Source organism: Cupriavidus sp. GW821-FHT07C08 (assembly GCF_059419025.1).
In genome coordinates, this window is sequence record NZ_JBWKQZ010000003.1 from 298,985 (window position 1) to 321,693 (window position 22,709).

General features: G+C 65.8%; 22 protein-coding genes, 1 tRNA gene and 1 riboswitch. Of the genes, 11 read left to right on the forward strand and 12 right to left on the reverse strand.

Annotation, left to right across the window (positions count from 1 at the left end; genetic code table 11):
* Positions 1–78: 78 nt before the first annotated feature.
* The gene (locus AC07UK_RS06560; RefSeq protein WP_013957615.1) at positions 79–717 is read right to left on the reverse strand and encodes a peroxiredoxin; all 639 of its coding nucleotides are present in this window, start codon (positions 715–717) and stop codon (positions 79–81) included.
* Positions 718–971: 254 nt separating this feature from the next.
* Here AC07UK_RS06560 and AC07UK_RS06565 point away from each other — a divergent pair, with 254 nt between their 5' ends.
* The 3 genes from AC07UK_RS06565 (at position 972) to AC07UK_RS06575 (ending at position 2,360) form a co-directional block, all read left to right on the forward strand.
* Positions 972–1,298: an ElaB/YgaM/YqjD family protein gene (locus AC07UK_RS06565; protein WP_010813729.1), complete on the forward strand. Its 327-nt coding sequence runs from the start codon at positions 972–974 to the stop codon at positions 1,296–1,298.
* A gap of 178 nt (positions 1,299–1,476) precedes the next feature.
* On the forward strand, positions 1,477–1,857 hold the full coding sequence (locus AC07UK_RS06570; RefSeq protein ID WP_114131889.1) for a phage holin family protein: 381 nt from the start codon (positions 1,477–1,479) through the stop codon (positions 1,855–1,857).
* The gene (locus tag AC07UK_RS06575) at positions 1,854–2,360 is read left to right on the forward strand and encodes a DUF3318 domain-containing protein (RefSeq protein ID WP_114131890.1); all 507 of its coding nucleotides are present in this window, start codon (positions 1,854–1,856) and stop codon (positions 2,358–2,360) included. Before AC07UK_RS06570 ends, AC07UK_RS06575 begins: the two co-directional genes overlap by 4 nt.
* Positions 2,361–2,381: 21 nt before the next feature.
* On the opposite strand, the gene AC07UK_RS06580 is transcribed toward AC07UK_RS06575, so the two are convergent.
* From AC07UK_RS06580 to ybgC, 11 genes are all read right to left on the reverse strand, one after another.
* On the reverse strand, positions 2,382–5,282 hold the full coding sequence (locus tag AC07UK_RS06580) for an EAL domain-containing protein (protein WP_436222364.1): 2,901 nt from the start codon (positions 5,280–5,282) through the stop codon (positions 2,382–2,384).
* A 117-nt stretch (positions 5,283–5,399) separates the two neighbouring features.
* A tRNA-Lys gene (locus AC07UK_RS06585) sits at positions 5,400–5,475 on the reverse strand.
* A gap of 56 nt (positions 5,476–5,531) precedes the next feature.
* Positions 5,532–6,647 carry a YeeE/YedE family protein gene (locus tag AC07UK_RS06590; RefSeq protein WP_013957622.1) on the reverse strand — a complete coding sequence of 372 codons (1,116 nt, stop codon included), beginning with the start codon at positions 6,645–6,647 and terminating at the stop codon, positions 5,532–5,534.
* Positions 6,648–6,674: 27 nt separating this feature from the next.
* Positions 6,675–7,358, reverse strand: coding sequence for a 7-cyano-7-deazaguanine synthase QueC (gene queC, locus AC07UK_RS06595; RefSeq protein WP_114131892.1), 684 nt, complete (start codon positions 7,356–7,358; stop codon positions 6,675–6,677).
* 127 nt (positions 7,359–7,485) lie between these two features.
* Positions 7,486–8,244: a tol-pal system protein YbgF gene (gene ybgF, locus AC07UK_RS06600; protein WP_035821060.1), complete on the reverse strand. Its 759-nt coding sequence runs from the start codon at positions 8,242–8,244 to the stop codon at positions 7,486–7,488.
* A gap of 17 nt (positions 8,245–8,261) precedes the next feature.
* Entirely contained in the window at positions 8,262–8,768 is a 507-nt protein-coding gene (gene pal, locus AC07UK_RS06605) for a peptidoglycan-associated lipoprotein Pal (RefSeq protein WP_013957625.1), read from the reverse strand.
* 15 nt (positions 8,769–8,783) lie between these two features.
* Entirely contained in the window at positions 8,784–10,157 is a 1,374-nt protein-coding gene (tolB, locus tag AC07UK_RS06610; RefSeq protein ID WP_494685990.1) for a Tol-Pal system beta propeller repeat protein TolB, read from the reverse strand.
* 205 nt (positions 10,158–10,362) lie between these two features.
* Positions 10,363–11,388 carry a cell envelope integrity protein TolA gene (gene tolA, locus AC07UK_RS06615; protein ID WP_114131894.1) on the reverse strand — a complete coding sequence of 342 codons (1,026 nt, stop codon included), beginning with the start codon at positions 11,386–11,388 and terminating at the stop codon, positions 10,363–10,365.
* Positions 11,389–11,424: 36 nt separating this feature from the next.
* Positions 11,425–11,868, reverse strand: coding sequence for a protein TolR (tolR, locus tag AC07UK_RS06620; protein ID WP_316151041.1), 444 nt, complete (start codon positions 11,866–11,868; stop codon positions 11,425–11,427).
* Positions 11,869–11,939: 71 nt separating this feature from the next.
* A complete protein-coding gene (gene tolQ, locus AC07UK_RS06625) occupies positions 11,940–12,623 on the reverse strand; it encodes a protein TolQ (protein WP_189374256.1) in 684 nt (227 codons plus the stop codon).
* Positions 12,620–13,024 carry a tol-pal system-associated acyl-CoA thioesterase gene (gene ybgC / locus AC07UK_RS06630; protein ID WP_010813741.1) on the reverse strand — a complete coding sequence of 135 codons (405 nt, stop codon included), beginning with the start codon at positions 13,022–13,024 and terminating at the stop codon, positions 12,620–12,622. The genes tolQ and ybgC overlap by 4 nt, the downstream gene beginning before the upstream one ends.
* Before the next feature lie 155 nt (positions 13,025–13,179).
* A riboswitch (ZMP/ZTP riboswitch) is annotated at positions 13,180–13,325 on the forward strand.
* 126 nt (positions 13,326–13,451) lie between these two features.
* Between ybgC and glyA the strand changes: the two genes are divergently transcribed.
* The 8 genes from glyA (at position 13,452) to AC07UK_RS06670 (ending at position 22,591) form a co-directional block, all read left to right on the forward strand.
* The gene (glyA, locus tag AC07UK_RS06635; protein ID WP_436222368.1) at positions 13,452–14,699 is read left to right on the forward strand and encodes a serine hydroxymethyltransferase; all 1,248 of its coding nucleotides are present in this window, start codon (positions 13,452–13,454) and stop codon (positions 14,697–14,699) included.
* A gap of 156 nt (positions 14,700–14,855) precedes the next feature.
* The gene (nrdR, locus tag AC07UK_RS06640) at positions 14,856–15,323 is read left to right on the forward strand and encodes a transcriptional regulator NrdR (protein ID WP_494685991.1); all 468 of its coding nucleotides are present in this window, start codon (positions 14,856–14,858) and stop codon (positions 15,321–15,323) included.
* 131 nt (positions 15,324–15,454) lie between these two features.
* Positions 15,455–16,084, forward strand: coding sequence for a type IV pilus modification protein PilV (gene pilV / locus AC07UK_RS06645; protein WP_494685992.1), 630 nt, complete (start codon positions 15,455–15,457; stop codon positions 16,082–16,084).
* Between the two features lie 16 nt (positions 16,085–16,100).
* Positions 16,101–17,120 (forward strand): PilW family protein, encoded by a 1,020-nt coding sequence (locus AC07UK_RS06650; RefSeq protein WP_494685993.1) that lies wholly within the window; start codon positions 16,101–16,103, stop codon positions 17,118–17,120.
* Positions 17,117–17,725 carry a pilus assembly PilX family protein gene (locus AC07UK_RS06655; protein ID WP_494685994.1) on the forward strand — a complete coding sequence of 203 codons (609 nt, stop codon included), beginning with the start codon at positions 17,117–17,119 and terminating at the stop codon, positions 17,723–17,725. The genes AC07UK_RS06650 and AC07UK_RS06655 overlap by 4 nt, the downstream gene beginning before the upstream one ends.
* Before the next feature lie 35 nt (positions 17,726–17,760).
* On the forward strand, positions 17,761–21,606 hold the full coding sequence (locus AC07UK_RS06660; RefSeq protein ID WP_494685995.1) for a pilus assembly protein: 3,846 nt from the start codon (positions 17,761–17,763) through the stop codon (positions 21,604–21,606).
* Positions 21,603–22,058, forward strand: coding sequence for a type IV pilin protein (locus AC07UK_RS06665; protein WP_494685996.1), 456 nt, complete (start codon positions 21,603–21,605; stop codon positions 22,056–22,058). Before AC07UK_RS06660 ends, AC07UK_RS06665 begins: the two co-directional genes overlap by 4 nt.
* The gene (locus tag AC07UK_RS06670) at positions 22,058–22,591 is read left to right on the forward strand and encodes a GspH/FimT family pseudopilin (protein WP_494685997.1); all 534 of its coding nucleotides are present in this window, start codon (positions 22,058–22,060) and stop codon (positions 22,589–22,591) included. Before AC07UK_RS06665 ends, AC07UK_RS06670 begins: the two co-directional genes overlap by 1 nt.
* Positions 22,592–22,709 lie beyond the last annotated feature (118 nt).

Below are 22,709 nucleotides of genomic sequence, written 5' to 3' on the forward strand. Positions count from 1 at the left end.
CAAGGAGACGACGAGGCTGCCCCCGTCGATAAAACACCTGTCGTTCACGCCGGCCCCGCCTTCAAGCGGGGCCGCGTTTCATTTGTTCGGTTGGGGCGTCAGGCGCAGGTACGGCCGTACCGCCTGGTAGCCCTTGGGGAATTTCTCGCGGATCACCGCCTCGTCCTTCAGCGAGGGCACGATCACCACGTCGTCACCGTCCTGCCAGTTGCCCGGCGTGGCCACGCTGTGGTTGTCGGTCAGCTGGAGCGAGTCGATCACGCGCAGGATCTCGTTGAAATTGCGCCCGGTGCTGGCCGGATAGGTGATGATCAGGCGCACCTTCTTCTTCGGGTCGATGATGAACAGCGAGCGCACGGTCAGGGTCTCGTTCGCGTTCGGGTGGATCATGTCGTAGAGTTGCGACACCTTGCGGTCGCCATCGGCTAGGATCGGGAAGTTGACCGTGGTCGACTGGGTCTCGTTGATGTCGCGGATCCAGCCATGGTGCGACTCCACGCCGTCCACCGACAGCGCGATCGCCTTGACGCCGCGGCGCGCGAACTCATCCTTCAGCTTCGCGGTCAGGCCCAGTTCCGTGGTGCACACCGGGGTGTAGTCGGCCGGGTGCGAGAACAGCACGCCCCAGCTGTCGCCAAGCCACGCATGGAAGCGGATGCGGCCTTCACTCGAATCCTGCTCGAAGTCCGGGGCGATATCGCCAAGACGCAATGCCATGTTCAGTTCTCCTGATTTCGGGGTGGAACCAGAGTATCCGGATTGATATCCAACCCAAACGAATATAAAGTCACTACAAAATCACTCGAAGTCATATAAACATTTTCTGACAGTCATCACGCGTGCTTTCCGGCATGCTTGCGATACTAGGCACTGGCGTCGCGCTGGCTGGCGTGTAGCCTTGAAACCACGGCCGCCCGCCACATATGCTAAGTATCAGACCGACAAATGCCGTTAGCCTCGGAGCGTAGAAAATGTCAGAATCCGCACAAACCGAACCAACCGCCCGCAAACAGGAGAAACTGATGAGCGATGTCAAGACCGTTCTGTCCGACGCCGAGGAACTGCTGAAGCAAGCCGCCTCGACCACCGGGGAAAAGGCCGCCGAACTGCGCGAGCGTGGCATGGGCCTGCTCAAGCAAGCCAAAGAAAAGGCCCAGGACCTGCAAGACGCCGTCGTGACCAAGAGCAAGGCCGCTGCACGCGCCACCGACGACTACGTGCATGACCACCCGTGGCGCGCCGTGGGCGTGGCCGCCGGCGTAGGCCTGCTGATCGGTCTGCTGCTGAACCGCAAGTAAGCGATTCCAACCCGGCGCGGCATGCTGGTGCCGCGCCTGAGCGGCAACCCGGTCATCGGGTTGCCAGTGGCCGGGGCGCAAGCATGTTGGCGACACACCATGGCGCCACACCCGGCCCCGACTGCCGGAAAGGCGCGTACGGCCACGCCGTCGCGCCGCTCTTTCACGCCGGAGCCGCATGAGCGAATCCCCCCCTTCCCCCAAGTTCCTCGAATCCGTGCGCAACCTGGCCGGCTCGCTGGTGGCAATGATCCAGACCCGCCTCGAACTCGCCAGCGTGGAGCTTGCCGAGGAACGCACGCGCCTGATGAAGGTCGCGCTGCTGGCCTGCTTCGGCCTGGTGTTCTTTGGCATCGGGCTGGTCACCCTGACCGGGCTGGTCGCCATCCTGTTCTGGGACACCTACCGCTGGCAGGCGCTGGGCGCACTGACGGTCCTTTACCTGGTGCTGTGCGCGATTTGCCTGGCGTACGCACGCAACCTGGTGCGCAACGCCCCGCCGATGCTGGAGGCCACGCTCGCCGAAATCGACAAAGACCGGGAGATCCTGCGCCGATGAGCCCCCTGGAACCCGACGACAGCGCAGCCGGACACAACCGCCGCGATCACCCGCGGCGGGCCCGGTTCACGCAAGAGGTGCGCCTGCCGCTGGCGGTGCGCAAGGAATTGCTGCTGACCCGCGCCGCGCTGGAACGCTACGACTGCCTGCAGGCCCTGCACGAGGTGCGGGGTGGCGCGCACCGCCTGGGCACTATCGGCCACTGGCTGCCGCGCATCGCCCGTCCGGGGTCGTGGATGAAAGTGGTCGGCATGACCAAGGAATACCCGCTGCTGAGCACCGCACTGACGCTGGCGCTGCCGCTGGTCAAGCGCACGCCGGTGCTGCGCTGGACCTGGAAGCTGTCCAAAGTCGGCCTGGCAGCCGGCGCCGCCTACTGGGTGTACAACACCTGGCGCGAGGCCAGGCATCAGGCGGTGCCACCCGCAACCGTGCCGACGCCGGCGCCGGCCGGCACCCCGCCCGGCGCCGATACCGGCTTCCGCGATCCGCTCGTTCCCTGACCCACGGCCGGGCCTGGCGGCTCAGCCCGCCAGCGCCAGCGCCGGCCGGTCGCCGGCCTCGGCATCCGCCGGGGCAAACGGCACCGGCGCTGCAATGTGGTAGCCCTGCACCAGGTCCACGCCCAGCTCGCGCAGCCGTTCGAGCATGGCCTCGCTCTCAACGAATTCCGCAATGGTCTGCTTGCCCATGGCGTGGCCGATGCGCTGGATCACCTCCACCATCACCAGGTTGACCGGGTCGGCCAGCATGTCGCGCACGAAGCTGCCGTCGATCTTCAGGTAGGCCGCCGGCAGGTGCTTGAGGTAGGTGAACGACGACATGCCCGCGCCGAAGTCATCCAGCGCAAACTTGCAGCCCAGCTGCTGCAGCTGCAGGATGAACGCGCCGGCCTGCGCCAGGTTGGAGATCGCCGCGGTTTCCGTGATCTCGAAGCAGATGCCGTCCAGCGCGATGCCGAAGCGCTGCGCCTGCTCGCGCACGAAATCGGGAAACTGGATGTCCGCCAGCGACGAGCCTGACAGGTTGATCGCGCAGGTGGCAATCGCCGCCTGCCGCCCCGCCAGGGTGGCAAACGCGGTCTCGACCACCCAGCGGTCGATCATCGGCATCAGGTTGTAGCGCTCGCACGCCGGCACGAAGGCCATTGGCGGCACCAGCCGGCCACGTTCATCGACCATGCGCAGCAGCAGTTCCACATGGCGGCCCGTCTGCGGCAACGCGCCATCGTGAGCCGGCACGATCTCCTGCGAGTACAGGCAGAAGCGGCCGGCCGCCAGCGCCGCATGCACGCGGCTGACCCACTCCATCTCGCCGTGGCGCGCCTGCACCACGCTGTCCAGCGGATGGTAGACCTGCACGCGGTTGCGCCCGCCCTCCTTGGCCACGTAGCAGGCCGCGTCGGCCGCGCTCAGCGCCTCGGCGACGTTGACGGTCTGTCGGTCCAGCGTGACCAGGCCGATGCTGACGCCCAGCGTGAAGGTGCGCTGGCGATGCGCAAAGCGGAAGCACGCAATGGCGTGGCGCAAGGCCTCGGCCACGCGTTCGCCTTCGCCGGTGCCGCAATGCTCCAGCAGCACGCCGAACTCGTCGCCGCCCAGCCGGGCCAGCGTGTCGCTGCGGCGCAGCTGGCTGCGCATGACCTCCGCCATCTGCCGGATCAGCTCGTCGCCGGCGGCATGCCCGCAGGTGTCGTTGACCACCTTGAACTGGTCCAGGTCCAGGTACATCAGCGTATGGGTGGTGCCCTGCTCGCGTGACCGCGTGATCGCCGCGCCCAGCCGGCGCTCGAACTCGGCGCGGTTGACCAGGCCGGTCAGCGCATCGTGGCTGGCCTCGAACGCCAGGCGCGCCGCATGGGCGCGTTCCTGGCTGATATCGTGCAGCACCACCACCACGCCGATGGCCTGCGCGGCACGGTCGCGGATCAGCGCCACCGATGGCTTGACCGCCAGCGCCTGTCCGGGCAGCCCGGACACATCGCGCCGCACCAGCTGCGCCGACCGGCTGCGCCAGCGCTGGCGCAGCGCCAGCGTGACAATATCGGGCAGCGGCGCCAGGCTTTCCTCATGGCGCAGCACGCAGACGCGGCTCAGCGGCAGGCCGCGGGCGTCGGCTTCGCGCCAGCCGGTCAGGGCCTCGGCCGCGGGGTTGAGCGATTCCACGCGCCCCCACACATCGGCCGTCACCACCGCGTCGCCGATGGCCTGCAGCGTGACCTGGGCGCGCTCCTTCTCGGCAAAGAGCTGGGTCTCGTAGCGCTTGTGGTCGGAAATATTCGTGAGCGACCCCGCCATGCGCGCGCGCCGGCGCCCCGCCCCGCGCACCAGCCGGCCGCGGGCGCGCACCCACAGGTAATCGCCGGCGCGGTTGCGCAGGCGGAATTCGGCGTCGTAGGGCTCGCCGCTGCGCAGATGGTGGGCCAGCTTGGCCTCGAAGGCGGCCAGGTCGGAAGGATGCAGCAGGCCCAGCACGGTTTCACGCGCATGCGGCAGCTCGTCGTCGTGGTAACCGAGCATCTGCGCGCAGCGCGGCGAGAAGTAGAGTTCGCCACGACCAAGATGCCAGTCCCATAGCCCGTCGTTGCTGCCCTCCACCGCCAGCTGCAACTGCTCTTCGCGCTGCGCCAGCGCCTCGCGCAGCCGGCGCTCGCGCCGCAACGGCGCCACCGACAGCAAGATCGCCGACATCAGCAGCGCCGCCGCCATCACCGCGCTGCCGGTGGTCAGCAGCCGCGTCACGCGGCGCGAGGCCTGGCCCAGATGGCCCGAAAAGGCCCGCTCCAGCGGCGTCAGCCTGGCGTCGATCTGCGCGATGTTGCGCAGCACCGGCGCCACGCAATCGTCCCCGCAGCCAGGCTGGCGGACCAGCCGGCGCAGGGTCAGTGCCTGTTCGTGCAGGGCAGCGATCTCGATGTCGCCCGCGGCCCACACGCGGATCGCGGCATCGACCTCCTGGATATGGCGGAAATTCCGGTAGAGCCGCACCATCCGCGGAATGTCTTCGGGATCGTTGCCGCCGGCAAGGAGCCCTTCATGGATGCGCTCCAGGTCAGGCTCGTCGCGGTCGAGCTCCAGGCGCGCGTGGTGGTCGCCCAGCGGGATCGCGATCGACTCCAGATATGCCTCGAAATCCGCCGGATCGCGATCCTCGCCGTAGCGCAGCAGGTGCAGCACGGCGTTCTTCTGCCCCTTGGACCACTGGCTCTCGCCCGCGACAAAGGCGCGCGCAGCCGACAACAGGTCCAGGCTGGCGATGCTGAACAACGCCAGCGCAACGACCACCGGTACGAACGGCCAGATAATGCGCAGCACGTGCCCGCTGGCCGGCAAGGAAACACCTGCTTGCCGCATAGGGTCTTGTTGGTGGGCCGTGTCTCGCGGCCGTCCTGATGGACCGCGGTCAACACGCCGCGGTTGACCCATTGTGCTGCGCAGGCAGGTCCAAGTCTCTACCTCGAACTAGTTAAAGCACCCCCCACTGTCGGGGCATGCCAGACGCAAAAAGGGCCTGTGGCTTGCGCCACAGGCCCTTCGTAATGCTGGTGGGTCGTGCGTGACTCGAACACGCGACCAACGGATTAAAAGTCCGCTGCTCTACCGACTGAGCTAACGACCCGAAAAAACAGAACCGCGATTATAGGGATGCGGTTCTCGATGTGTCAAGCATGCGCCTCAGGCCATGCGCTCCAGACGCCATATCTGGTAGCGGAATGCCAGCACCGCGCCGGCCAGGATACCCGCCAGCGCGATAAACGAGCCAAGCGCCAGGGTCGACACGCCCGACAGCCCCTGCCCGACCGTGCAGCCCAGCGCGGTCACGCCGCCCGCACCCATCAGGATGCCACCAACCATATGGTTGGCGACGTCCTCGGCATTGCCAAAGCCTTCCCAGCGGAACGTGCGCGTGGCCAGGGCATAGGCCGCCGCGCCGGCGATCACGCCGAACACGCTGACGATCCCGACCGTCGCCACCTTGCTCTTGTCGCTGAACATCATCAGCCAGTCGAGCGTGTAGGCATAGGGGGCGACGAAGCTCAGGCTTTCCATGCGGCCGCTGTTGGTCGAGACGAACAGTTCTTCAAGCGTGTTGGGGTCTTCGGCCACGTAGCCGAGGTGGCCCGACACATACCACATCGCCACGATGATCAGCCCGACGCCGATGCCGCCAAGCAGGTTGTCGAACGAGCGGAAGCCGCGGCCGGCCAGCGCCCACAGCACCAGCACGCCGCCCAGCGCCAGGCCCAGGCCCAGCTGCAGCGCGCCGCGCGCGAGCCCCGTGCCCTGCGCCAGCACGGACGGCAGGTCTTGCGTGGTGGGCAGCGTCAGCGCCACCGCGTCGACGGTATTCACGCGCACCACGCCGAACAGCCCGCGCAGCGTCATGTAGGCCGACAGGCCCAGGAAGACAAAGACCACCAGCGACTTCAGGTTGCCGGCGCCGATGCGCACCAGCGTCTTGCTGCCGCAGCCCGACGCCAGCACCATGCCGAAGCCGAACATCAGCCCGCCGGCCAGCGCCGACAGCCAGCCCAGCTTGCTGGCGGTGTAGATGGTCTTGGTGGGGTCGATCGCGCCGGTCCAGGCCAGCACGCCGGTGCCGATCATGGCCACGCCGATCGCCAGCACCCACATGCGCATGCGGCTCCAATCACCCATGTTGACGATGTCGGAGACCGCGCCCATGGTGCAGAAGTGCGTGCGCTGCAGCACGGCGCCAAACAGGAAGGTCAGGACGAACGTGCTCAGCAGCACGGTGCGCGAGAGCGCGGCGAGGTCGATTTCAGGCATGTCGGGGGCGTGAACGGCGGCTTGAGATCAGGCAGCGGCCTGGTAGCGGGTCGGATCGGGCACACCGGCGGCTTCAAAGCCGGCCCGGCGGATGCGGCACGAATCGCACACGCCACAGGCGCGGCCCTCGTCGTCGGCCTGGTAGCACGACACCGTCAGGCTGTAGTCCACCCCCAGCGCGATGCCGGCGCGGATGATCTCGCCCTTGGTCATGTCGATGATGGGCGCATGCACGCGGAAGCGGTCGCCCTCGACCCCGGCCTTGGTGGCAAGGTTGGCCAGCGTTTCATAGGCCGCGACGTATTCCGGGCGGCAGTCCGGGTAACCGGAGTAGTCGACCGCATTGGCGCCGAAGAACAGGTCGCGCCCGCCGACGGCCTCGGCCCAGCCGAGCGCCAGCGACAGCATGATGGTGTTGCGCGCCGGCACGTAGGTGACCGGGATGCCACCGGAAGCGCCGTCGGTCGGCACCGCGAGCGTGTCGTCGGTCAGCGCCGAGCCGCCGAAGCGGCGCAGGTCCAGGTCGATGATCTCGTGGCGGGTGGCGCCCAGCGCGGCCGCCACGCGCTTGGCGGCTTCCAGTTCAGAGGAGTGGCGCTGGCCATAGCGCATCGACAGCGCATAGGTCTCGAAGCCCTGGGCGCGGGCCATGGCGAGTACGGTGGCGGAGTCGAGTCCGCCGGACAGCAGGACGATGGCGCGTTGGGTCATGATCGGGAGCGCGCCGTCTGGGCGCGCAAAAGATTCAGGCGAATTGCGTATTTTAGCGCGACCCAAGTAAAAGGCCCGCCAAAGCGGGCCTTGCAGACAGGACCGGGCGTACCGGCCGCTTCCGGTGTTACTTCAATGTCTTCAGCCGGTTGCTGGCCGCCTGCGCGCCTTCGGTGCCCGGATACTTGGCCACCACCTGCTCCAGCGTCTTGCGCGCGGCCGCCTTCTGGCCGGACTCGAGCTGGTTGTTGGCGACCGCGATCATCGCGTCCGGCACCTTGGGATGCGTCGGGTTGTTATTGATCATGGTCTGCAGCACCGAGGTGGAGCCCTTGTAGTCGCGCTGCGCATACAGCGAGTTGCCGAGCCAGTACTGCGCCAGCGGCACGTACGGGCTCTGCGGGTACTTCTTGACGAACGCCGAGAATGAACTCCCGGCGCTCTTGAAGTCGCCCGCCTGGAACTGCTTGAGCGCGGCATCGTATTCGGGCTTTTCGCCCGGCTGCGACAGGCCTTCGCGGCCTTCGACCGTAACCTGCTGCGGCTCGAATTTCTTCAGGCGCGCGTCCAGGTCGGCGTAGTAGTCCTTCTGCTGCTTCTGCAGCGCGTCCACCGTGTTCTGCAGCACTTCGTTCTGGCCGCGCAGCCGCGCCACTTCCTGGCGCAGGCCCTCGAGCTGGTTCTGCATGTCGATCGTGGTGCGGCTGTTCTGCTCGATGCGCTGCGTCGCGGTCGCCTGGAAACCGTTGAACTGGTCGCGCAGGGTGATGACCGCCTTGCGCGCCTCGTCATCGTCGAACACTCCGGCATGCGCCTGCGACAGCGGCAGCATGCCGCCGCCGGCGACCGCGGCGAGCCACAACAAGGTGGAAACGCGTGCTTTCATGGATGGCTATCCGCAGATCAGTAGTTGATGTCCGCGCGGCGGTTTTCGGCCCACGAGGCTTCATCATGGCCGGCGGCCTTGGGCTTTTCCTTGCCCAGGCTCACGGCTTCCATCTGGGTGTCGGGCACACCCATCGAGGCCAGCGAGCGGCGCACGGCTTCGGCACGCTTCTGGCCCAGCGCCAGGTTGTACTCGCTGGTGCCGCGTTCGTCGGTGTTGCCCTGGATCAGGATCTTGCGGCCCTTGTTAGAGCCCAGGTACTTGGCGTGCTCGCCCAGCATGCCCTGGTAGTCGGACTTGACGCTGTAGCTGTCGAAGTCGAAGTACACGCTGCGCTTGGCCAGCGGGCTGTTCGGATCGTTCAGCGGATCGGCGGCCGTCACCGGGGTCACGGCGCGCGCATCGGCACCGGTGCCCGCGCCGGCACCGGCTTTGGCGGTGTCGTCCAGCTTGACGCCGGAGCTGCAGGCGCCAAGGGCCAGCAGTGCGGCAACGGCAAGGGTTTTGCTCATCAGTTGGGGCATGGTGAATGACTCCTGTTATTGCATGAAAGGACCCCAGGACGGCTCGCGAACATCGCCGGACTGGAGGGACAGAACCTGCCGGGTACGCCCGTCAGTGGAAACCGCCGCCAGCACCGCGCGACCGCCCACGCGGGTGGCATAGAGGATGTACTTGCCGTTGGCGGCAAAGCTGGGGGCTTCGTCGTTGGCCGTATCGGTCAGCGACGTCACGTCGCCGTTGCTCAGGTCCTGCAGCTGCAGCTTGAAGCCGCCCGCGCGCGAGATGTACGCCAGGTACTTGCCGTCCGGCGAAATACGCGGGCTCACGTTGTAGCTGCCCTTGAAGGTGACACGTTGCGCACCGCCACCTTCCTCGCCGGAAGCGGGCATGCGGTAGACCTGCGGCGCACCGCCGCGGTCGCTGGTGAAGTAGATGCTCTTGCCGTCGGGCGAGTACTGCGGCTCGGTGTCGATGGCACTGCTGCGGGACAGGCGGCGGACGCCGGAGCCGTCGGCATTGACCTGGTAGACCTGGGTATTGCCGTCGCGCGACAGCGCCAGTGCCAGGTGCTGGCCGTCAGGCGACCACGACGGCGCGCTGTTGTTGCCCTTCTGGTTCGACACCAGCGTGCGCTTGCCGCTGGCCAGGTCGTGCACATACACCACCGGCTTCCTGGCCTCGAACGAGACATAGGCCACGCGCGCGCCGTCCGGCGACCACGACGGCGAGATGATCGGCTCGTTGCTGGTCAGCGCCACCTGCGCGTTCTGGCCGTCCGAGTCGGAAATCAGCAGCTGGTAGCGGCCGCCCACCTTCGACACGTAGGACAGGCGCGTGGCAAACACGCCGCGCTCGCCCAGCAGCTTTTCATAGATGTAGTCGGCGATCTTGTGCGCGGTCACGCGCAGCTGGGACTGGTTGACGGTAAAGGCCAGCCCGCCCAGGCTCTGGCCCTTGACGGTGTCGTACAGGCGGAAGCGGACCTCATACTTGCCGCCGGCGGCCGGGGTCACGCTGCCGGCGACGAAGGCATCGGCGCCGCGCGACTTCCAGCTGCCCAGGTCGACATTGGCGGATTCCGCCACCGTGGCGCCGCCCGGATCGACATTGCGCAGGCGCCCGCTGCGCGTCAGGTCGGCGCGGATGATCGCGGTCAGGTTCTGCGGGGCCTGGGCCTCGCCCTGGAAGTTGGCGGTCGCAACCGGGATCTGGCTGGAACCGACCCCGGAGATCTCAACGTTGAGTTGCGCGTGCGCGGCGCCGGCTGCCATCGTCATCGCCGCGGCCAGCCAGGCCATCAGCGCGCGGCGGCCGGCCAGGGGGGCCGGGCCGATGGCGCGTTGGGATTCGGGTTGGGTTGCGTTGTGCCGCCTCGCGGACAGCCAGTTGGGGGCCCAAAGCTTTCGCATGCTGCTCCTCAGTCGATTACAAGATTCGTCGGGCACGGCAGGCAATCGGCAAAACGGGCAGGTCGGGCGCTGCGCATGGCGCATGCCCGATCTGCGTGCGTGCTGCACACTGCCGGCCGCGTCAGGCAACCTGCCATGGTAGCGATGGGACTGAAACCCGGCGATGAAGGTTGCATTATGTTGCAAATCATGCGTTACGGGCCACTCAGTCCTTCGGCCGGAAGGTGATGGTGAAGCTGGCCGGCGCCTTGCCGTCCTCGTCACGCGGCAGCGGGTCGGAACGCTCGACCGCGCGCAGCACGGCGTTGTCCCACGCCGAGTTGCCGCTGGACTTGGCCAGCCGCGCCGACATCAGCGAGCCGTCCGGCGCCAGCCGCACGGACACCACCGCAGTCGGGTTGCCGTCTACGTCGTCGGTGAAGACGATGTTCGGTTTCACGCGGCGGCGTACGCGGTCGGGATAGCCCGGCGACGCCTTGCCACCGCCGCCGGCACCCGCGCCGGCCGTGCTGCCCACGCCGCCACCGCCCGCGCCGGAGCCGCCGGCCAGCGCCTGCAGGCGCGCCAGCTCGCTCTTGCGCTGGGCACTGGCCGCAGCCTCGCGCTTGGCCTTGGCGTCGGCATCCGCCTTGGCCTTGGCCTTGTTCTCGGCGTCAGCCTTGGCCTTGGCGTCCGCCTGGGCCTTGGCCTTGGCGTCCGCATCCTTGCGTTCTGCTTCCTTGCGCTCGGCCTGCTCCTTGCGCTGCTGTTCCTGCTGCTGCGCTGCCTTCTTCTTCGCGTCGTCCTTGCGCTGGGCTTCCTTGCGCTCGGCCTCGCGCTGTTCCGCTTCCCTGCGCTCGGCTTCCTTGCGTTCCGCCTCTTTGCGCTCGGCTTCCTTGCGCGCGGCCGCCTGCTTGCGCTCGGCCTCTTCGCGCGCTGCCGCCTCGGCACGGCGCTTCTGGCGTTCCAGCGCGATGTCGGCGTCGTCCTCGACCTTGCTCTTCACCTCGGGCAGCGGCGGGGCCGGGCGCGGCTGCACCACCGGCGCCGGCGGCGGCGGCGGGGGCGCGGTGGCGGCCGGAATCTCTTCCCACAGCTCGGCCTCGGCGCCGACCGGGGTGCTGCTCTGCAAGCGCACGCCGTAGTACAGCACGACAGCCAGCAGCATGTGCATGAAGAGCGCGAACAGGAAGGAACGCAGGGTTCCCCGCTCCTTGACCGGCTGGTAGGGATAGGCGGCGACGGTCTTCATCAGGCGCAACGGCAATCAGATAGGCGCTTCAATGCGTCAGGAGGTCTTGGACTTGACCATCAGGCCGACGCGCTTGATGCCGTCGGCTTTCAGGATCGACATCACGTCCAGCACCGCCTCGTACTTGACCGAGCGGTCGGCGGCAATCACCACCGGCTGGTCGGGATTCTCGTTCTGGCGCTGGTGCACAAAGTCGAGCAGGCCCTGCTTGTCGAGCTTGCGCTCGAAGGAGTTGCCGGCGTTGTCCTTGCCGCGCGCGGTGAGCTGGCCGCTCTCGTGCACGGTGACCACGATCGGCGGCGCCTTCTGCTGCGGCGTGGCGTTGGCCACGGTGGGCAGGTCGACGGTGGCGGGGCTCACGATCGGCGCCGCCACCATGAAGATGACCAGCAGCACGAGCATGACGTCGATGTACGGCACGACATTGATCTCGGCGCTGGCCCGGCGGCGCGAGCCGCCGCGGCGCTGAATGGCTGCCATTGCAGGACTCCTGGAAACGCCGGCCCGGGCTTGCGCCCGGACCGTCTGGATTAGATTCGATACGTGTGCAGTTAGCGTGCCTGCCGTTGCAGGATGTTCAGGAACTCTTCCATGAAGCTCTCGAAGCGGATCGCCAGGCGGTCGATCTCCGTGGCATAGCGGTTGTAGGCGATCACCGCCGGAATCGCCGCGAACAGGCCGATCGCGGTCGCCACCAGCGCCTCGGCAATACCGGGGGCCACCGATGCGAGCGTCGCCTGCTGCACATTCGACAGGCCGCGGAATGCGTTCATGATCCCCCAGACCGTGCCGAACAGACCGATATACGGGCTCACCGAACCCACCGATGCCAGGAACGGCAGATGCGATTCCATCACATCCATCTCGCGCTGGTAGGCCGCGCGCATTGCGCGCCGGGCCGCATCGAGCAGCGCGCCGGCTTCGTTGCCGCGCTCGCGCGCCTTCAGGAACTCGCCCATGCCGGATTCAAAGATCCGCTCCAGCGCGCCGGTGTTGTGGCGGTTGTTGAGGGCACTGTTATATAGCGCCTGCAGGTCGCCGCCGGCCCAGAAGTCGCGTTCGAACCCCTCGGTCTGGGTGCGCGCCGAGCGCAGTGCCAGGTGCTTGCGGAAGATATAGGTCCACGAAAACAGGGACATGACGAGCAACAGTGCCATGACGGCCTGTGCCAGCAGGCTGGCGTGGAGCACCAGCGTTATGATCGACATGTCTTGCGTGACGGTCACGGGATTCATCGTGCGGACTTGATGGTAGCTAGAACGGGGTCGGGAATCGGGGCGGGACGGAAAGTGCTTCGATCGACACACCCAACGCGGATCGCGCCAGAGGCCAGCATCAACTCGCCACGCCAGGCTTCCTGGGTGAACTGGACCGACGCCGGGCCGACCCGGTCGATGCGCGTGCGGATCTCGAGCTGGTCATCCAGCCGGGCGGGCGCATTGTAGTCCACCGCCGTGCTGCGGACGATAAAGACCACGCCCGCCTCGTCGGCGAGCGACTGCTGCTCGATGCCGAGCGCACGCAGCCACTCGGTGCGGGCGCGCTCGAAGAACTTCAGGTAGTTGGCGTAGAACACTACGCCACCCGCGTCGGTGTCTTCCCAATACACCCGCAGGGTCCAGACAAAGTTTGTCATGGCCGCGATTGTAACGGAGAGCGATAGCGGTTTCGTGTAAACCCGCATGACGACTTTGCAACAGCAAGTTGCTGACCAGCCCTTGCCAGTGCTTGCCTGGCGGGGCCGACGGCTTGCGGCGGGCGCCCGCCTCGCGCTACACTGCGCGCAACCATTCCATCTTGCGCGACTGGCGAAGTCAGTGGGCACTACCACGAGGAAGCGCAAGTTCTCTGGCGTGACGTCCATTGCGCGTTCGCGTAACGTTCAGCACGCCTAGGCGTGAAGTTGCTTGCGCCTGCCGCTCGCCTGGGCAGCGAATGGGAAGCAGGGTGCGCCCTGCACCGACGGTTACAACGTGCCGCCGGTGCTGGTCGCCGCTAGCCTTCCCCGCGCGCCCTACCCCCGATGCGCTAATCGGATTCCCTTTTTTCAGACGAGTTTCGCCATGTTCGAACGCAGCCGTTTTACGATCGACCAGATCGACCCCGAGGTCTTTGCCGCCATCCAGAAGGAAAACCAGCGCCAGGAAGACCACATCGAGCTGATCGCCTCCGAAAACTACACCTCGCCGGCCGTGATGGCCGCGCAGGGTTCGCAACTGACCAACAAGTACGCCGAGGGCTACCCCGGCAAGCGTTACTACGGCGGTTGCGAGTACGTCGACATCGTCGAGCAGCTGGCCATTGACCGCGTCAAGCAGCTGTTCGGCGCCGACGCCGCCAACGTGCAGCCCAACTCGGGCTCGCAGGCCAACCAGGGCGTGTTCTTCGCCATGCTCAAGCCGGGCGACACCATCATGGGCATGAGCCTGGCCGAAGGCGGCCACCTGACCCACGGCATGGCCCTGAACATGAGCGGCAAGTGGTTCAACGTGGTCAGCTACGGCCTGAACGCCCAGGAAGACATCGACTACGACGCGCTGGAAAAGCTGGCGCAAGAGAAGAAGCCCAAGCTGATCATCGCCGGCGCCTCGGCCTTCGCGCTGCGCATCGACTTCGAGCGCATCAGCAAGGTGGCCAAGTCGATCGGCGCCTACTTCATGGTCGACATGGCCCACTACGCCGGCCTGATCGCCGCGGGCGTCTACCCCAACCCGGTGCCGCACGCCGACTTCGTCACCACCACCACGCACAAGAGCCTGCGCGGCCCGCGCGGCGGCGTGATCCTGATGAAGGCCGAGCACGAGAAGGCCATCAACTCGGCGATCTTCCCCGGCATCCAGGGCGGCCCGCTGATGCACGTGATCGCCGGCAAGGCGGTCGCGTTCAAGGAAGCGCTGACGCCCGAGTTCAAGGCCTACCAGCAGCAAGTGGTGAAGAACGCCGCCGTGCTGGCTGAGACCCTGATCGCGCGCGGCCTGCGCATTGTCTCGGGCCGCACCGAAAGCCACGTGATGCTGGTCGACCTGCGCGCCAAGAACATCACCGGCAAGGAAGCCGAGCGCGTCCTGGGCGAGGCGCATATCACCGTCAACAAGAACGCCATCCCCAACGATCCGGAAAAGCCGTTCGTGACCTCGGGCATCCGCCTGGGCTCGCCGGCCATGACCACGCGCGGCTTCAAGGAAGAAGAAGCCCGCATTGTCGGCAACCTGATCGCCGATGTGCTGGACAACCCGCACGACGCCGCCAACATCGCCAGCGTGCGCGAGCAGGCGGCAGCCCTGACCAAGCGTTTCCCGGTCTACGGCTGATGCATCGAGGCCGCCCATGCGGATTTCGCATGAGCGGCCGGCAGCTCCGCAAGCCGGCGCCCCGCGGCACCGGCTTGCGGGCCTCGCCAACCCGCCCCGCCACCGCAGAACGACAACACGGACAAGGCGACGGGGTTCAACTGAAGGTGGTCCGGCATGAAATGCCCCTTTTGCGGTCATTCCAATACCCAGGTACTCGACACGCGCATGTCGGAAGACGGCGATGCCGTGCGCCGGCGCCGGCGCTGCGAAGCCTGCGACCGCCGCTTCACCACCTATGAGCGGATCGAGCTGTTCTTCCCCGCCATCGTCAAGAAAAACGGCTCGCGCGTGGACTACACCCGCGCCAAGCTGAAGGATTCCATGCGCCTGGCGCTGCGCAAGCGCCCGGTCTCGGCCGAAGCCATCGACGAAGCCATCACCCGCATCGAAGAAAAACTGCTGGCACTGGGCGAAAAGGAAATCCCCAGCAGCCAGGTCGGCGAGCTGGTGATGCGCGAATTGCGCAAGCTCGACAAGATTGCGTATATCCGCTTTGCTTCGGTTTACCGGAGCTTTGAGGACGTGTCGGAATTCCGCGACGTACTGGACGAATTCGCGGTGTCCACCCCTCGGAAGGGGTAGCAAAAGTAACAAAGTCGTTGTTTAATCCCCGTTGCATTTCCGCAAGGCCCGCTGTCGCATATTAAAAGGGCCCGGATTGCAGACCAAAAAAAGAAGTTAACGAAGTCGGACGTCTTTTGACGGGGGTCAGAATGGGTCAACGCTGCCGCGGGGCAGCCGGCTTTGCCATGCTCGAAGCATTGGTGGCAATTGTCGTTCTGGCGGTTGGCGTGCTCGGCGTCGCCAGCCTGCTGCTGAATTCATCCCGCTTCACGCAACAAGCTTCCTACGACACCACTGCCATGCAGCTGGCCACCGAGATGGCCGAGCGCATGCGTGCCAATCCTGCCGTCTCGCAAACCGGCGCGGCTGCGGAAGCCATCACCCCGAACCGCTACTTCATCGACACGGCCACCGGGCAGCCACCCGCGCTCACGGCAGCAAACAGCCCATACGCGATCGCCTGCTCGGGCACGGCGGCCGGGTGCGCACAGCAACTGGCGGATTTCGATGTCGCCGAGTTCTGGGAGCGTGTCAGCATAGGCCTGCCTGGCGGACGCGCCGTGATTTGCCGGGACATGGTCGCGTACGACCAGACCACCGGCTTCTCATGGGGATGCACGCCATCGGCCACTGGCCGCCCGGACGATGCACCGATTGTCATCAAGATCGGCTGGATCTCGCGGCTTGCCGCCAAAACCGTCGCTGCACGGGTCGACATGTCCGATATGGGCACGCGCCCCCAGGTGGTCATCGTGGCCACGCAGGGCACGGTGAACTGACATGCGGAACGCCAGGATGTATCACAACCCCGGCCGGCATCGTCAATTGGGGCTGTCGCTGGTGGAGCTGATGGTAGCGATGACGCTGAGCCTGCTCCTGATCATGGCTGCCGCGGCGCTCTACCTGACCGGGCGAGCCAACTACAACAGCATCGACGACACCACGGCGCTGGATGAGAAAGGCCGCTTTGCGGTGGATACCGTGGTGCGGATCGTGCGCCAGGCCGCCTGGAGCAACTATGCGGGCAACAGCGCGGCGGCCTCGCCCGGCGCCAGCGGGCCACCCGCGCCCAGCCCTGGAGGCGTCATGCTCACGACCACGAGCCTGTCGCCGACCATCAGCGGCCTCGACAGCTGCGGCGCCCCGACGCAAGACCTCGGCAACCCGGCGCAAAACCTCGCGTGTCCTGCTCAACCTGGCGCCGTGAACAAGAGCGATGTGCTGCAGGTCCGCTTCTTCGGTTCCGGCACGCAGCAGGACCGCACCGTTCCGGACAACAGCATGATCGACTGCTCCGGCAACGGCGTCGCCGAGCCGCAGGCCTGGGAAGACGCAGACCTCGCGCGCGGCATGGCGGTTTTCTATGTCAGCAACGATGCCAGCGGCATGCCTCAGCTGATGTGTGGCTATCGTCCACGGGACGCCACCAACAAGGAAATCCTCACGGCGGGCACGGCGTACCAGGCTGTTTCGCTGATCTCAGGCGTCGAAGTCTTCCAGGTGCTCTACGGCGTGGATACGAATTTCGACCAGACCCCGGACCGCTTCCTGTCAGCCACCGAGGTGCTGGCCCTGCCCACCACCTGGCAGAACGTCGTCGCAATCAAGATGGCCATGGTGCTGATGGGCGATACCGCCAGCGCATCGCCTCAGGATCCGCCAACCTTCCGCCTGTTTGGGCGCCTGTTCCCGGGCTCGCCGGGCAACGACACGTCCTTCACGCCAGCCACGCAACTGCAGCGCATGCGACGCCTGTACACCGTCACCGTACAGCTCCGGAACATGGCCACCTGCACCACGTGCTCGCCGACATGAACGCCCGCACCGTGCAGCCCAACCCGCGTGGCATCGCGCTGATCACCGCCCTGGTGATGCTGCTGATCATCAGCGTCATCGCCATCGCCGGTGCCCGGCTGGCCATTGGCAGCAAGCGCATGGCATCGAACCAGCGCGACCGGGACCTGGCTCAGCAAGCGGCCGAGGCAGCCTTGCTGGATGCAGAAATAGACATCCAGGGTGTCGCCGCCCCAACCAGCCGGTCGGCCATCTTCTCCGGCACCACGATGAACGTCCTGCCGTTCGTGGCGGGCTGCAATACGGGTGTAACAGGCGCCTCGCCCTTCCAGGGATTGTGCGACCCGGTGCTCGACGGTACGCCGAACTGGCTCACCGTTGACTTCAGCCAGGCTGGCGCCAACGCACGCACCACCGCCTATGGCACCTTCACCGGCCGCAGGTTCCCGACCGCGACCGGCGGGCTGCTGCCTGCCGCCCTGCCGCGCTACATCATCGAGCCGATCAACGACATGTCGCCGGGCGCGAGCGAGGGCGCATACATCTTCCGCGTCACGGCGGTCGGCTTTGGCGCAAACCCGGCGACCCGGGTCATGTTGCAGTCGTACTACCGAAAGGGGGAATGAATGGCAACGTCCATGATTGTCGCGGAGCACGGCAAATGAGCCGCATCCGGCAATTCCTGTTCGCGGCAATGGCTGCGCTTCTCAGCCTGCCCGCCGGCCCGTTGCTTGCCGCCACAGAACAGAGCAGCCTCGCGACCGTCAAGATCGCGCAGGCACCGCTGTACGGCCGCAATCAGAATATCCATCCCAACCTGCTGCTGACGCTCTCGGTAGAGTTCCCCACGGTTGGGGCAGCCTATCGCTCCGGCACGTATTCGCCGGCCACCGAATACATCGGCTACTTCAATCCGCTCAAGTGCTACAACTACAGCGGGGGCGGCACCAGCAATGGCTATTTTGTCATTGCTGGCGACGCCAACACGGCCGATCACACATGCGCGGGCCAGTTCAGCGGCAACTTCATGAACTGGGCCACGGCCTCGGCCATCGATATGCTGCGATACGCGCTGACCGGGGGCGACCGCGTGGTTGACACCGCCACGCAGACCATCCTGCAACGTGCCGTGCAGCAGGACAGTTTTTTCAACAGCAACTCTTACTTCCCCCGCAAGACTTACGACAAGGCGTCCTCAGTCACGCCTTTCACCAGTCGGACCCTGTACATCACTTCATGCGGCAACAAGGTGTTCTTCGGGGACAGCACCGAGTCCGGCGCCAGCTGCTCGAGCCCCGGCAAGTACAAGAACCAGGGCACCTACCTGGTACGGGTGCAAGTCTGCGATGCAAGCGAAGCCAAGTCCCGCACCGATCTCTGCAAGTTGTATCGCACCGGGTACAAGCCGGCTGGTGAAATGCAGCGCAATGCCGACAAGGTCCGCTTTGGCGCGTTTGGCTATCTGAACGACAGTGCCAGTACCCGCTATGGCGGTGTCTTGCGCGCGCCCCTGAAGTATGTAGGGCCAAACACCGTCGACAGCAATTTCAATCAAGCCAGCAACCTGCGCCGGGAATGGGATGACGACGGCGTATTCATCCAGAACCCCGAGAGCGCGTCAGAGAACATCAGCGGTGTCATCAATTACCTGAATCAGTTCGGGCGTTCCGGCGCCTACAAGTCATTGGATCCCGTCGGCGAGCTCTACTACGAGAGCATCCGCTACCTGCAAGGCCGACAACCAACGCCCGAAGCCATCGACAACGCCAGCGCCTACAAGGATGGATTTCCGGTCTACACGCAATGGACGGACCCCATCCTTGCCAGCTGCCAGAAGAACTACGTCCTTGCCATTGCCGATATCAATACGCACTGGGACCGATACATCCCCGGCAACACCAGGACGACCTACCTCTCCGGTGGCAAGCAGGTCTCTGCCAACGACTCGGCAAGGCCGGCCGACGCGATATCGAAATACAGCAAGTACAGCTTCGATGTCACGACCTGGACCCAGGCGGTGGCCGATCTTGAGAGTTCGGGAACATCCGGCAACAGCCGCCCCGACGCCTCGCTCGCCAACCTCGCTGGCGCCGACACTGGCTCCAGCGGCCACGGCACCTACTATATGGCCGGCGTCGCGTATTGGGCCCATACCTACGGCTTCCGCCCGGATATGCCGGAATTGCGCGTCACCACGTTCAGCATCGACGTCAATGAGAACGGGGACGGCAGCGTGGGCGATGAACAGCGCCGCAGCCAGATGTACCTGGCGGCAAAGTACGGCGGCTTTGACGACCAGAACGGTGATGGCAATCCGTTCCGCACCAAGGGGGCCAGCGGCACCACCGTCACCAGCAATGCCGAATGGGAATCGTCGGGCGGATCCAATGTCCCCGCCAACTGGTTCCTGGCCGGGCAGCCGGCCGCCATGATCGCTTCCATCAAGAAGGTCTTCGCGCAAATCGTCAATGCGGCAGGTACGTTATCTGGCGTGGCGCTGACCTCTTCCCAGGTCGCGAGCGACACGCTCCTGTTCACCCCCGGATTCGACCAGCGATGGAACGGTCGCCTGTCGGCACTGGCGGTGACCAATGATCCCAATACCGGTGTTCAGATCTCCAATACCGAAACCTGGGAGGCCGGCAAGGTGCTGACTGCCCGCACCGCTGCCCGCAATCTGCTGACCTGGGTCCCGTCGGGCACGGCCGACAATGTAGGAACCGGCGCGGGTTCTGGCGCCACCTTCGAATGGAAATCTCTCAACGCCGCGCAGAAGGCCGCACTGAAGATCGTGCCGACAGAGACTGACACCGTAGCCCAGAGCCGGCTCAGCTACCTGCGTGGCGAGCGCAGCCAGGAGCAAGCCACCGGGAGCACGGGGACCATGCGCTTGCGCGACTCACTGCTGGGCGACATCGTCAATTCGGGCCCCGTCTATATGGCGGCCCCATCCGGCACCATCGCCGAAAGCGACTACATCGCGTTCTACAAGGCCCACAGCCGGCGTACTGCCGCCGTATTTATCGGCGCCAACGATGGCATGCTCCACGCCTTCAATGCGGCCAATGGCTCTGAACTGTTTGCCTACGTGCCAAACGCAGTGTTCGCCAACCTGGCCCAGCTGACCACCCCGAGCTATATCCATCGGCCTTACGTGGACGCCACGCCTGCCGTGGCGGAAGCCAGGGTGGGCAACGCCTGGCAGACCGTGCTGGTCTCTGGCATGGGCGGCGGCGCGCAAGGCCTCTTTGCGCTGAATGTCAGCGATCCTGCCAGCGTCGGGACCGGCAATGTACTGTGGGAGTTCACGGACAAGGATGATGCCGACATGGGCAACGTCATGTCGCCGCCCCAGATCGTCAAGCTGTTTGCCGGCAAGGACTCCGACAACAAGCCTGTGTACAAGTGGTTTGCCATGACCGGCAACGGCCTGAATGCCAACGATGCGGATGGCGCGAGCAATCCGGCTGCGCCTTCGGTGCTGTTCATCGTGGCACTGGACAAGCCGGCCGGGACGCCGTGGCAACTGGGCGTCAATTACTGGAAGATCTCGATGGCAGCGGACGCCACCGCCAGCATTGCCAACGGGCTGAGCTCGCCGGCGCTGGTGCGGCTTACCGACGGGCAGACCGTCGCCGCCTACGCCGGCGACCTCCAGGGCCGACTCTGGAAGTTCATCCTCAATGGCGGCCCATCCACCTGGAACGCTGCCGGGGCACTGCCCTACTACGGCGGCGGCAACTATGGACGGCCGCTTTTCCAGGCCCGCGATGCCAGCGGAAAACCGCAGCCGATCACCGTCCAGCCCAAATGGGTCTACGCGCCCGGAGGCTACATGGTGGTGTTCGGCACCGGGAAGTACCTGGAGCCTGCCGACACCATCACCACCGGCACGCTGACCCGGAACGCCATGTACGGCATCTACGATGCGGGAGGCTCACAGTCGATCGCAGACCGCAGCATGCTGAACCCGGTCACCTTGACCCGCAACAGCAAAGGCGCTTACGAATATTCGTCACGCAGCTATAGCCTCGGCTCAAAGACGGGACAGAAGGCGGGGTGGTACTTTGATTTCCCTGGCAACGGAGAACGCCAGGTCACCGCGCTCGTACCGGCTTACGGAAAGATCTGGTTCAACTCGCTGATGACCGGCGATGACCTTTGCGGTGCCGCCAGCAACAGCGGACGCTATCAGATCAATGCGCTGACCGGCATGCCCGCCACGGGGACATCGACCGGCGATCCCTCCACCTTCGGCATCCTGGGTGCGCCGGTGCTGATCCAGACCAGGACCACGGTGGATCCGCAACGCAATGCTGTCGGCCAGATCACTACGCTGAAGTCCATCGACGTGTTTTCGTTCGGCGCATCGGGCGGTGGCCGCAGCGCAGGCGCGTCGTTGTCCAGCAGGCCGCTTGTGTCCGGCAATACAGCCACCGACGGGGGGCATCCCACCACCGGGCGCCTTGGCTGGCGCGAGATTCGCAATTTCGGAGCCGCAAAATGAAGCGCTGCCACCGTGACTGGCGTCACCACGCCAGCGGCTTCACGCTGATGGAGATGCTGATTGCCATCGCCATCCTTGGCATCCTCGCCGGCATTGCGTATCCCAACTACGCCGAACATGTTGCCCGCGGGCGCCGCACCGAAGCCAAGGCCGCACTGATGACGGCCATGCAGGCACTGGAGCGTCGTTACGCACAGGCCAACTCCTACGTCGACCCCGCCGACAGCATGCGGGCCTGGCGCGGCTTCCCTCAAGCCTCGGAAAGCGGCAACTACACGATCGCATCCGGCGCGTGCGCGGGCCTGGCATTCAACGAATGCGTGCAGGTCAGCGCCACGCCCGCCATCGCCGACAACCGGTGTGGCACGCTGCTGCTACGCAGCACCGGCGAGCGTGGCGTGCTGATCAACAATGTCACGGCCTTCGCGAACCTGCCCCAGGGGTGCTGGTGATGCGCGACCAAGCCCCCCAACCTCAGACCGGGTTCACGCTGATCGAACTGCTGGTCACACTGGTCGTACTGGCCATCCTCGCCGGCATGGCGGCACCCGCCTACACTTCGTTCATTCAGCGCAACACGCTTGCCACTGAAGCAGACGCGCTGGCTTCGTCGCTTTCCCTGGCACGGGCCAGTGCGCTATCGCGCAATAGCTGGGTCACCGTGGCGCCCGTCAGCAATGACTGGCAGAACGGCTGGACTGTCTGCCTGAACCCCAATCGAAACGCGGACTGCACTGGCCAAACCGTGCTGGTTCAGCATGTCCCCTCCGCCCAGGGATTGACCGTAGCGTTCTCCAGCACGCCGCAGTCGGCGGTCCTCTCCTACTCGCCCGTAGGCTATACACGCACGCTGGCGGATGCGATGCAGTCTGCCCAGGTGCTGATGGGACTGGGCACCGGCAACCAGAAGCTCATCGATATCAGCCAGTTGGGCAGGGTCCGCGTATGCGCGCCCGTGCCGACACAAACCTCGGTGTGTCAGTAAGCGAGGCGGCCTGGTAGCTGTTCCCAGGACGACCGAAACAACATTCTGCAAATCCTTCACGCTTAGGCACGTATTCGCCTGCTCGCGACAGCTACTTTGACGGTCCCTGCCAGTCTCG

Coding starts and splice junctions, on each gene's coding strand:
- AC07UK_RS06560 (WP_013957615.1), bottom strand. CDS start 717: ATGGCATTGCGTCTTGGCGATATCGCCCCGGACTTCGAGCAGGATTCG.
- AC07UK_RS06565 (WP_010813729.1), top strand. CDS start 972: ATGTCAGAATCCGCACAAACCGAACCAACCGCCCGCAAACAGGAGAAA.
- AC07UK_RS06570 (WP_114131889.1), top strand. CDS start 1,477: ATGAGCGAATCCCCCCCTTCCCCCAAGTTCCTCGAATCCGTGCGCAAC.
- AC07UK_RS06575 (WP_114131890.1), top strand. CDS start 1,854: ATGAGCCCCCTGGAACCCGACGACAGCGCAGCCGGACACAACCGCCGC.
- AC07UK_RS06580 (WP_436222364.1), bottom strand. CDS start 5,282: ATGGGTCAACCGCGGCGTGTTGACCGCGGTCCATCAGGACGGCCGCGA.
- AC07UK_RS06590 (WP_013957622.1), bottom strand. CDS start 6,647: ATGCCTGAAATCGACCTCGCCGCGCTCTCGCGCACCGTGCTGCTGAGC.
- queC (WP_114131892.1), bottom strand. CDS start 7,358: ATGACCCAACGCGCCATCGTCCTGCTGTCCGGCGGACTCGACTCCGCC.
- ybgF (WP_035821060.1), bottom strand. CDS start 8,244: ATGAAAGCACGCGTTTCCACCTTGTTGTGGCTCGCCGCGGTCGCCGGC.
- pal (WP_013957625.1), bottom strand. CDS start 8,768: ATGCCCCAACTGATGAGCAAAACCCTTGCCGTTGCCGCACTGCTGGCC.
- tolB (WP_494685990.1), bottom strand. CDS start 10,157: ATGCGAAAGCTTTGGGCCCCCAACTGGCTGTCCGCGAGGCGGCACAAC.
- tolA (WP_114131894.1), bottom strand. CDS start 11,388: ATGAAGACCGTCGCCGCCTATCCCTACCAGCCGGTCAAGGAGCGGGGA.
- tolR (WP_316151041.1), bottom strand. CDS start 11,868: ATGGCAGCCATTCAGCGCCGCGGCGGCTCGCGCCGCCGGGCCAGCGCC.
- tolQ (WP_189374256.1), bottom strand. CDS start 12,623: ATGAATCCCGTGACCGTCACGCAAGACATGTCGATCATAACGCTGGTG.
- ybgC (WP_010813741.1), bottom strand. CDS start 13,024: ATGACAAACTTTGTCTGGACCCTGCGGGTGTATTGGGAAGACACCGAC.
- glyA (WP_436222368.1), top strand. CDS start 13,452: ATGTTCGAACGCAGCCGTTTTACGATCGACCAGATCGACCCCGAGGTC.
- nrdR (WP_494685991.1), top strand. CDS start 14,856: ATGAAATGCCCCTTTTGCGGTCATTCCAATACCCAGGTACTCGACACG.
- pilV (WP_494685992.1), top strand. CDS start 15,455: ATGGGTCAACGCTGCCGCGGGGCAGCCGGCTTTGCCATGCTCGAAGCA.
- AC07UK_RS06650 (WP_494685993.1), top strand. CDS start 16,101: ATGTATCACAACCCCGGCCGGCATCGTCAATTGGGGCTGTCGCTGGTG.
- AC07UK_RS06655 (WP_494685994.1), top strand. CDS start 17,117: ATGAACGCCCGCACCGTGCAGCCCAACCCGCGTGGCATCGCGCTGATC.
- AC07UK_RS06660 (WP_494685995.1), top strand. CDS start 17,761: ATGAGCCGCATCCGGCAATTCCTGTTCGCGGCAATGGCTGCGCTTCTC.
- AC07UK_RS06665 (WP_494685996.1), top strand. CDS start 21,603: ATGAAGCGCTGCCACCGTGACTGGCGTCACCACGCCAGCGGCTTCACG.
- AC07UK_RS06670 (WP_494685997.1), top strand. CDS start 22,058: ATGCGCGACCAAGCCCCCCAACCTCAGACCGGGTTCACGCTGATCGAA.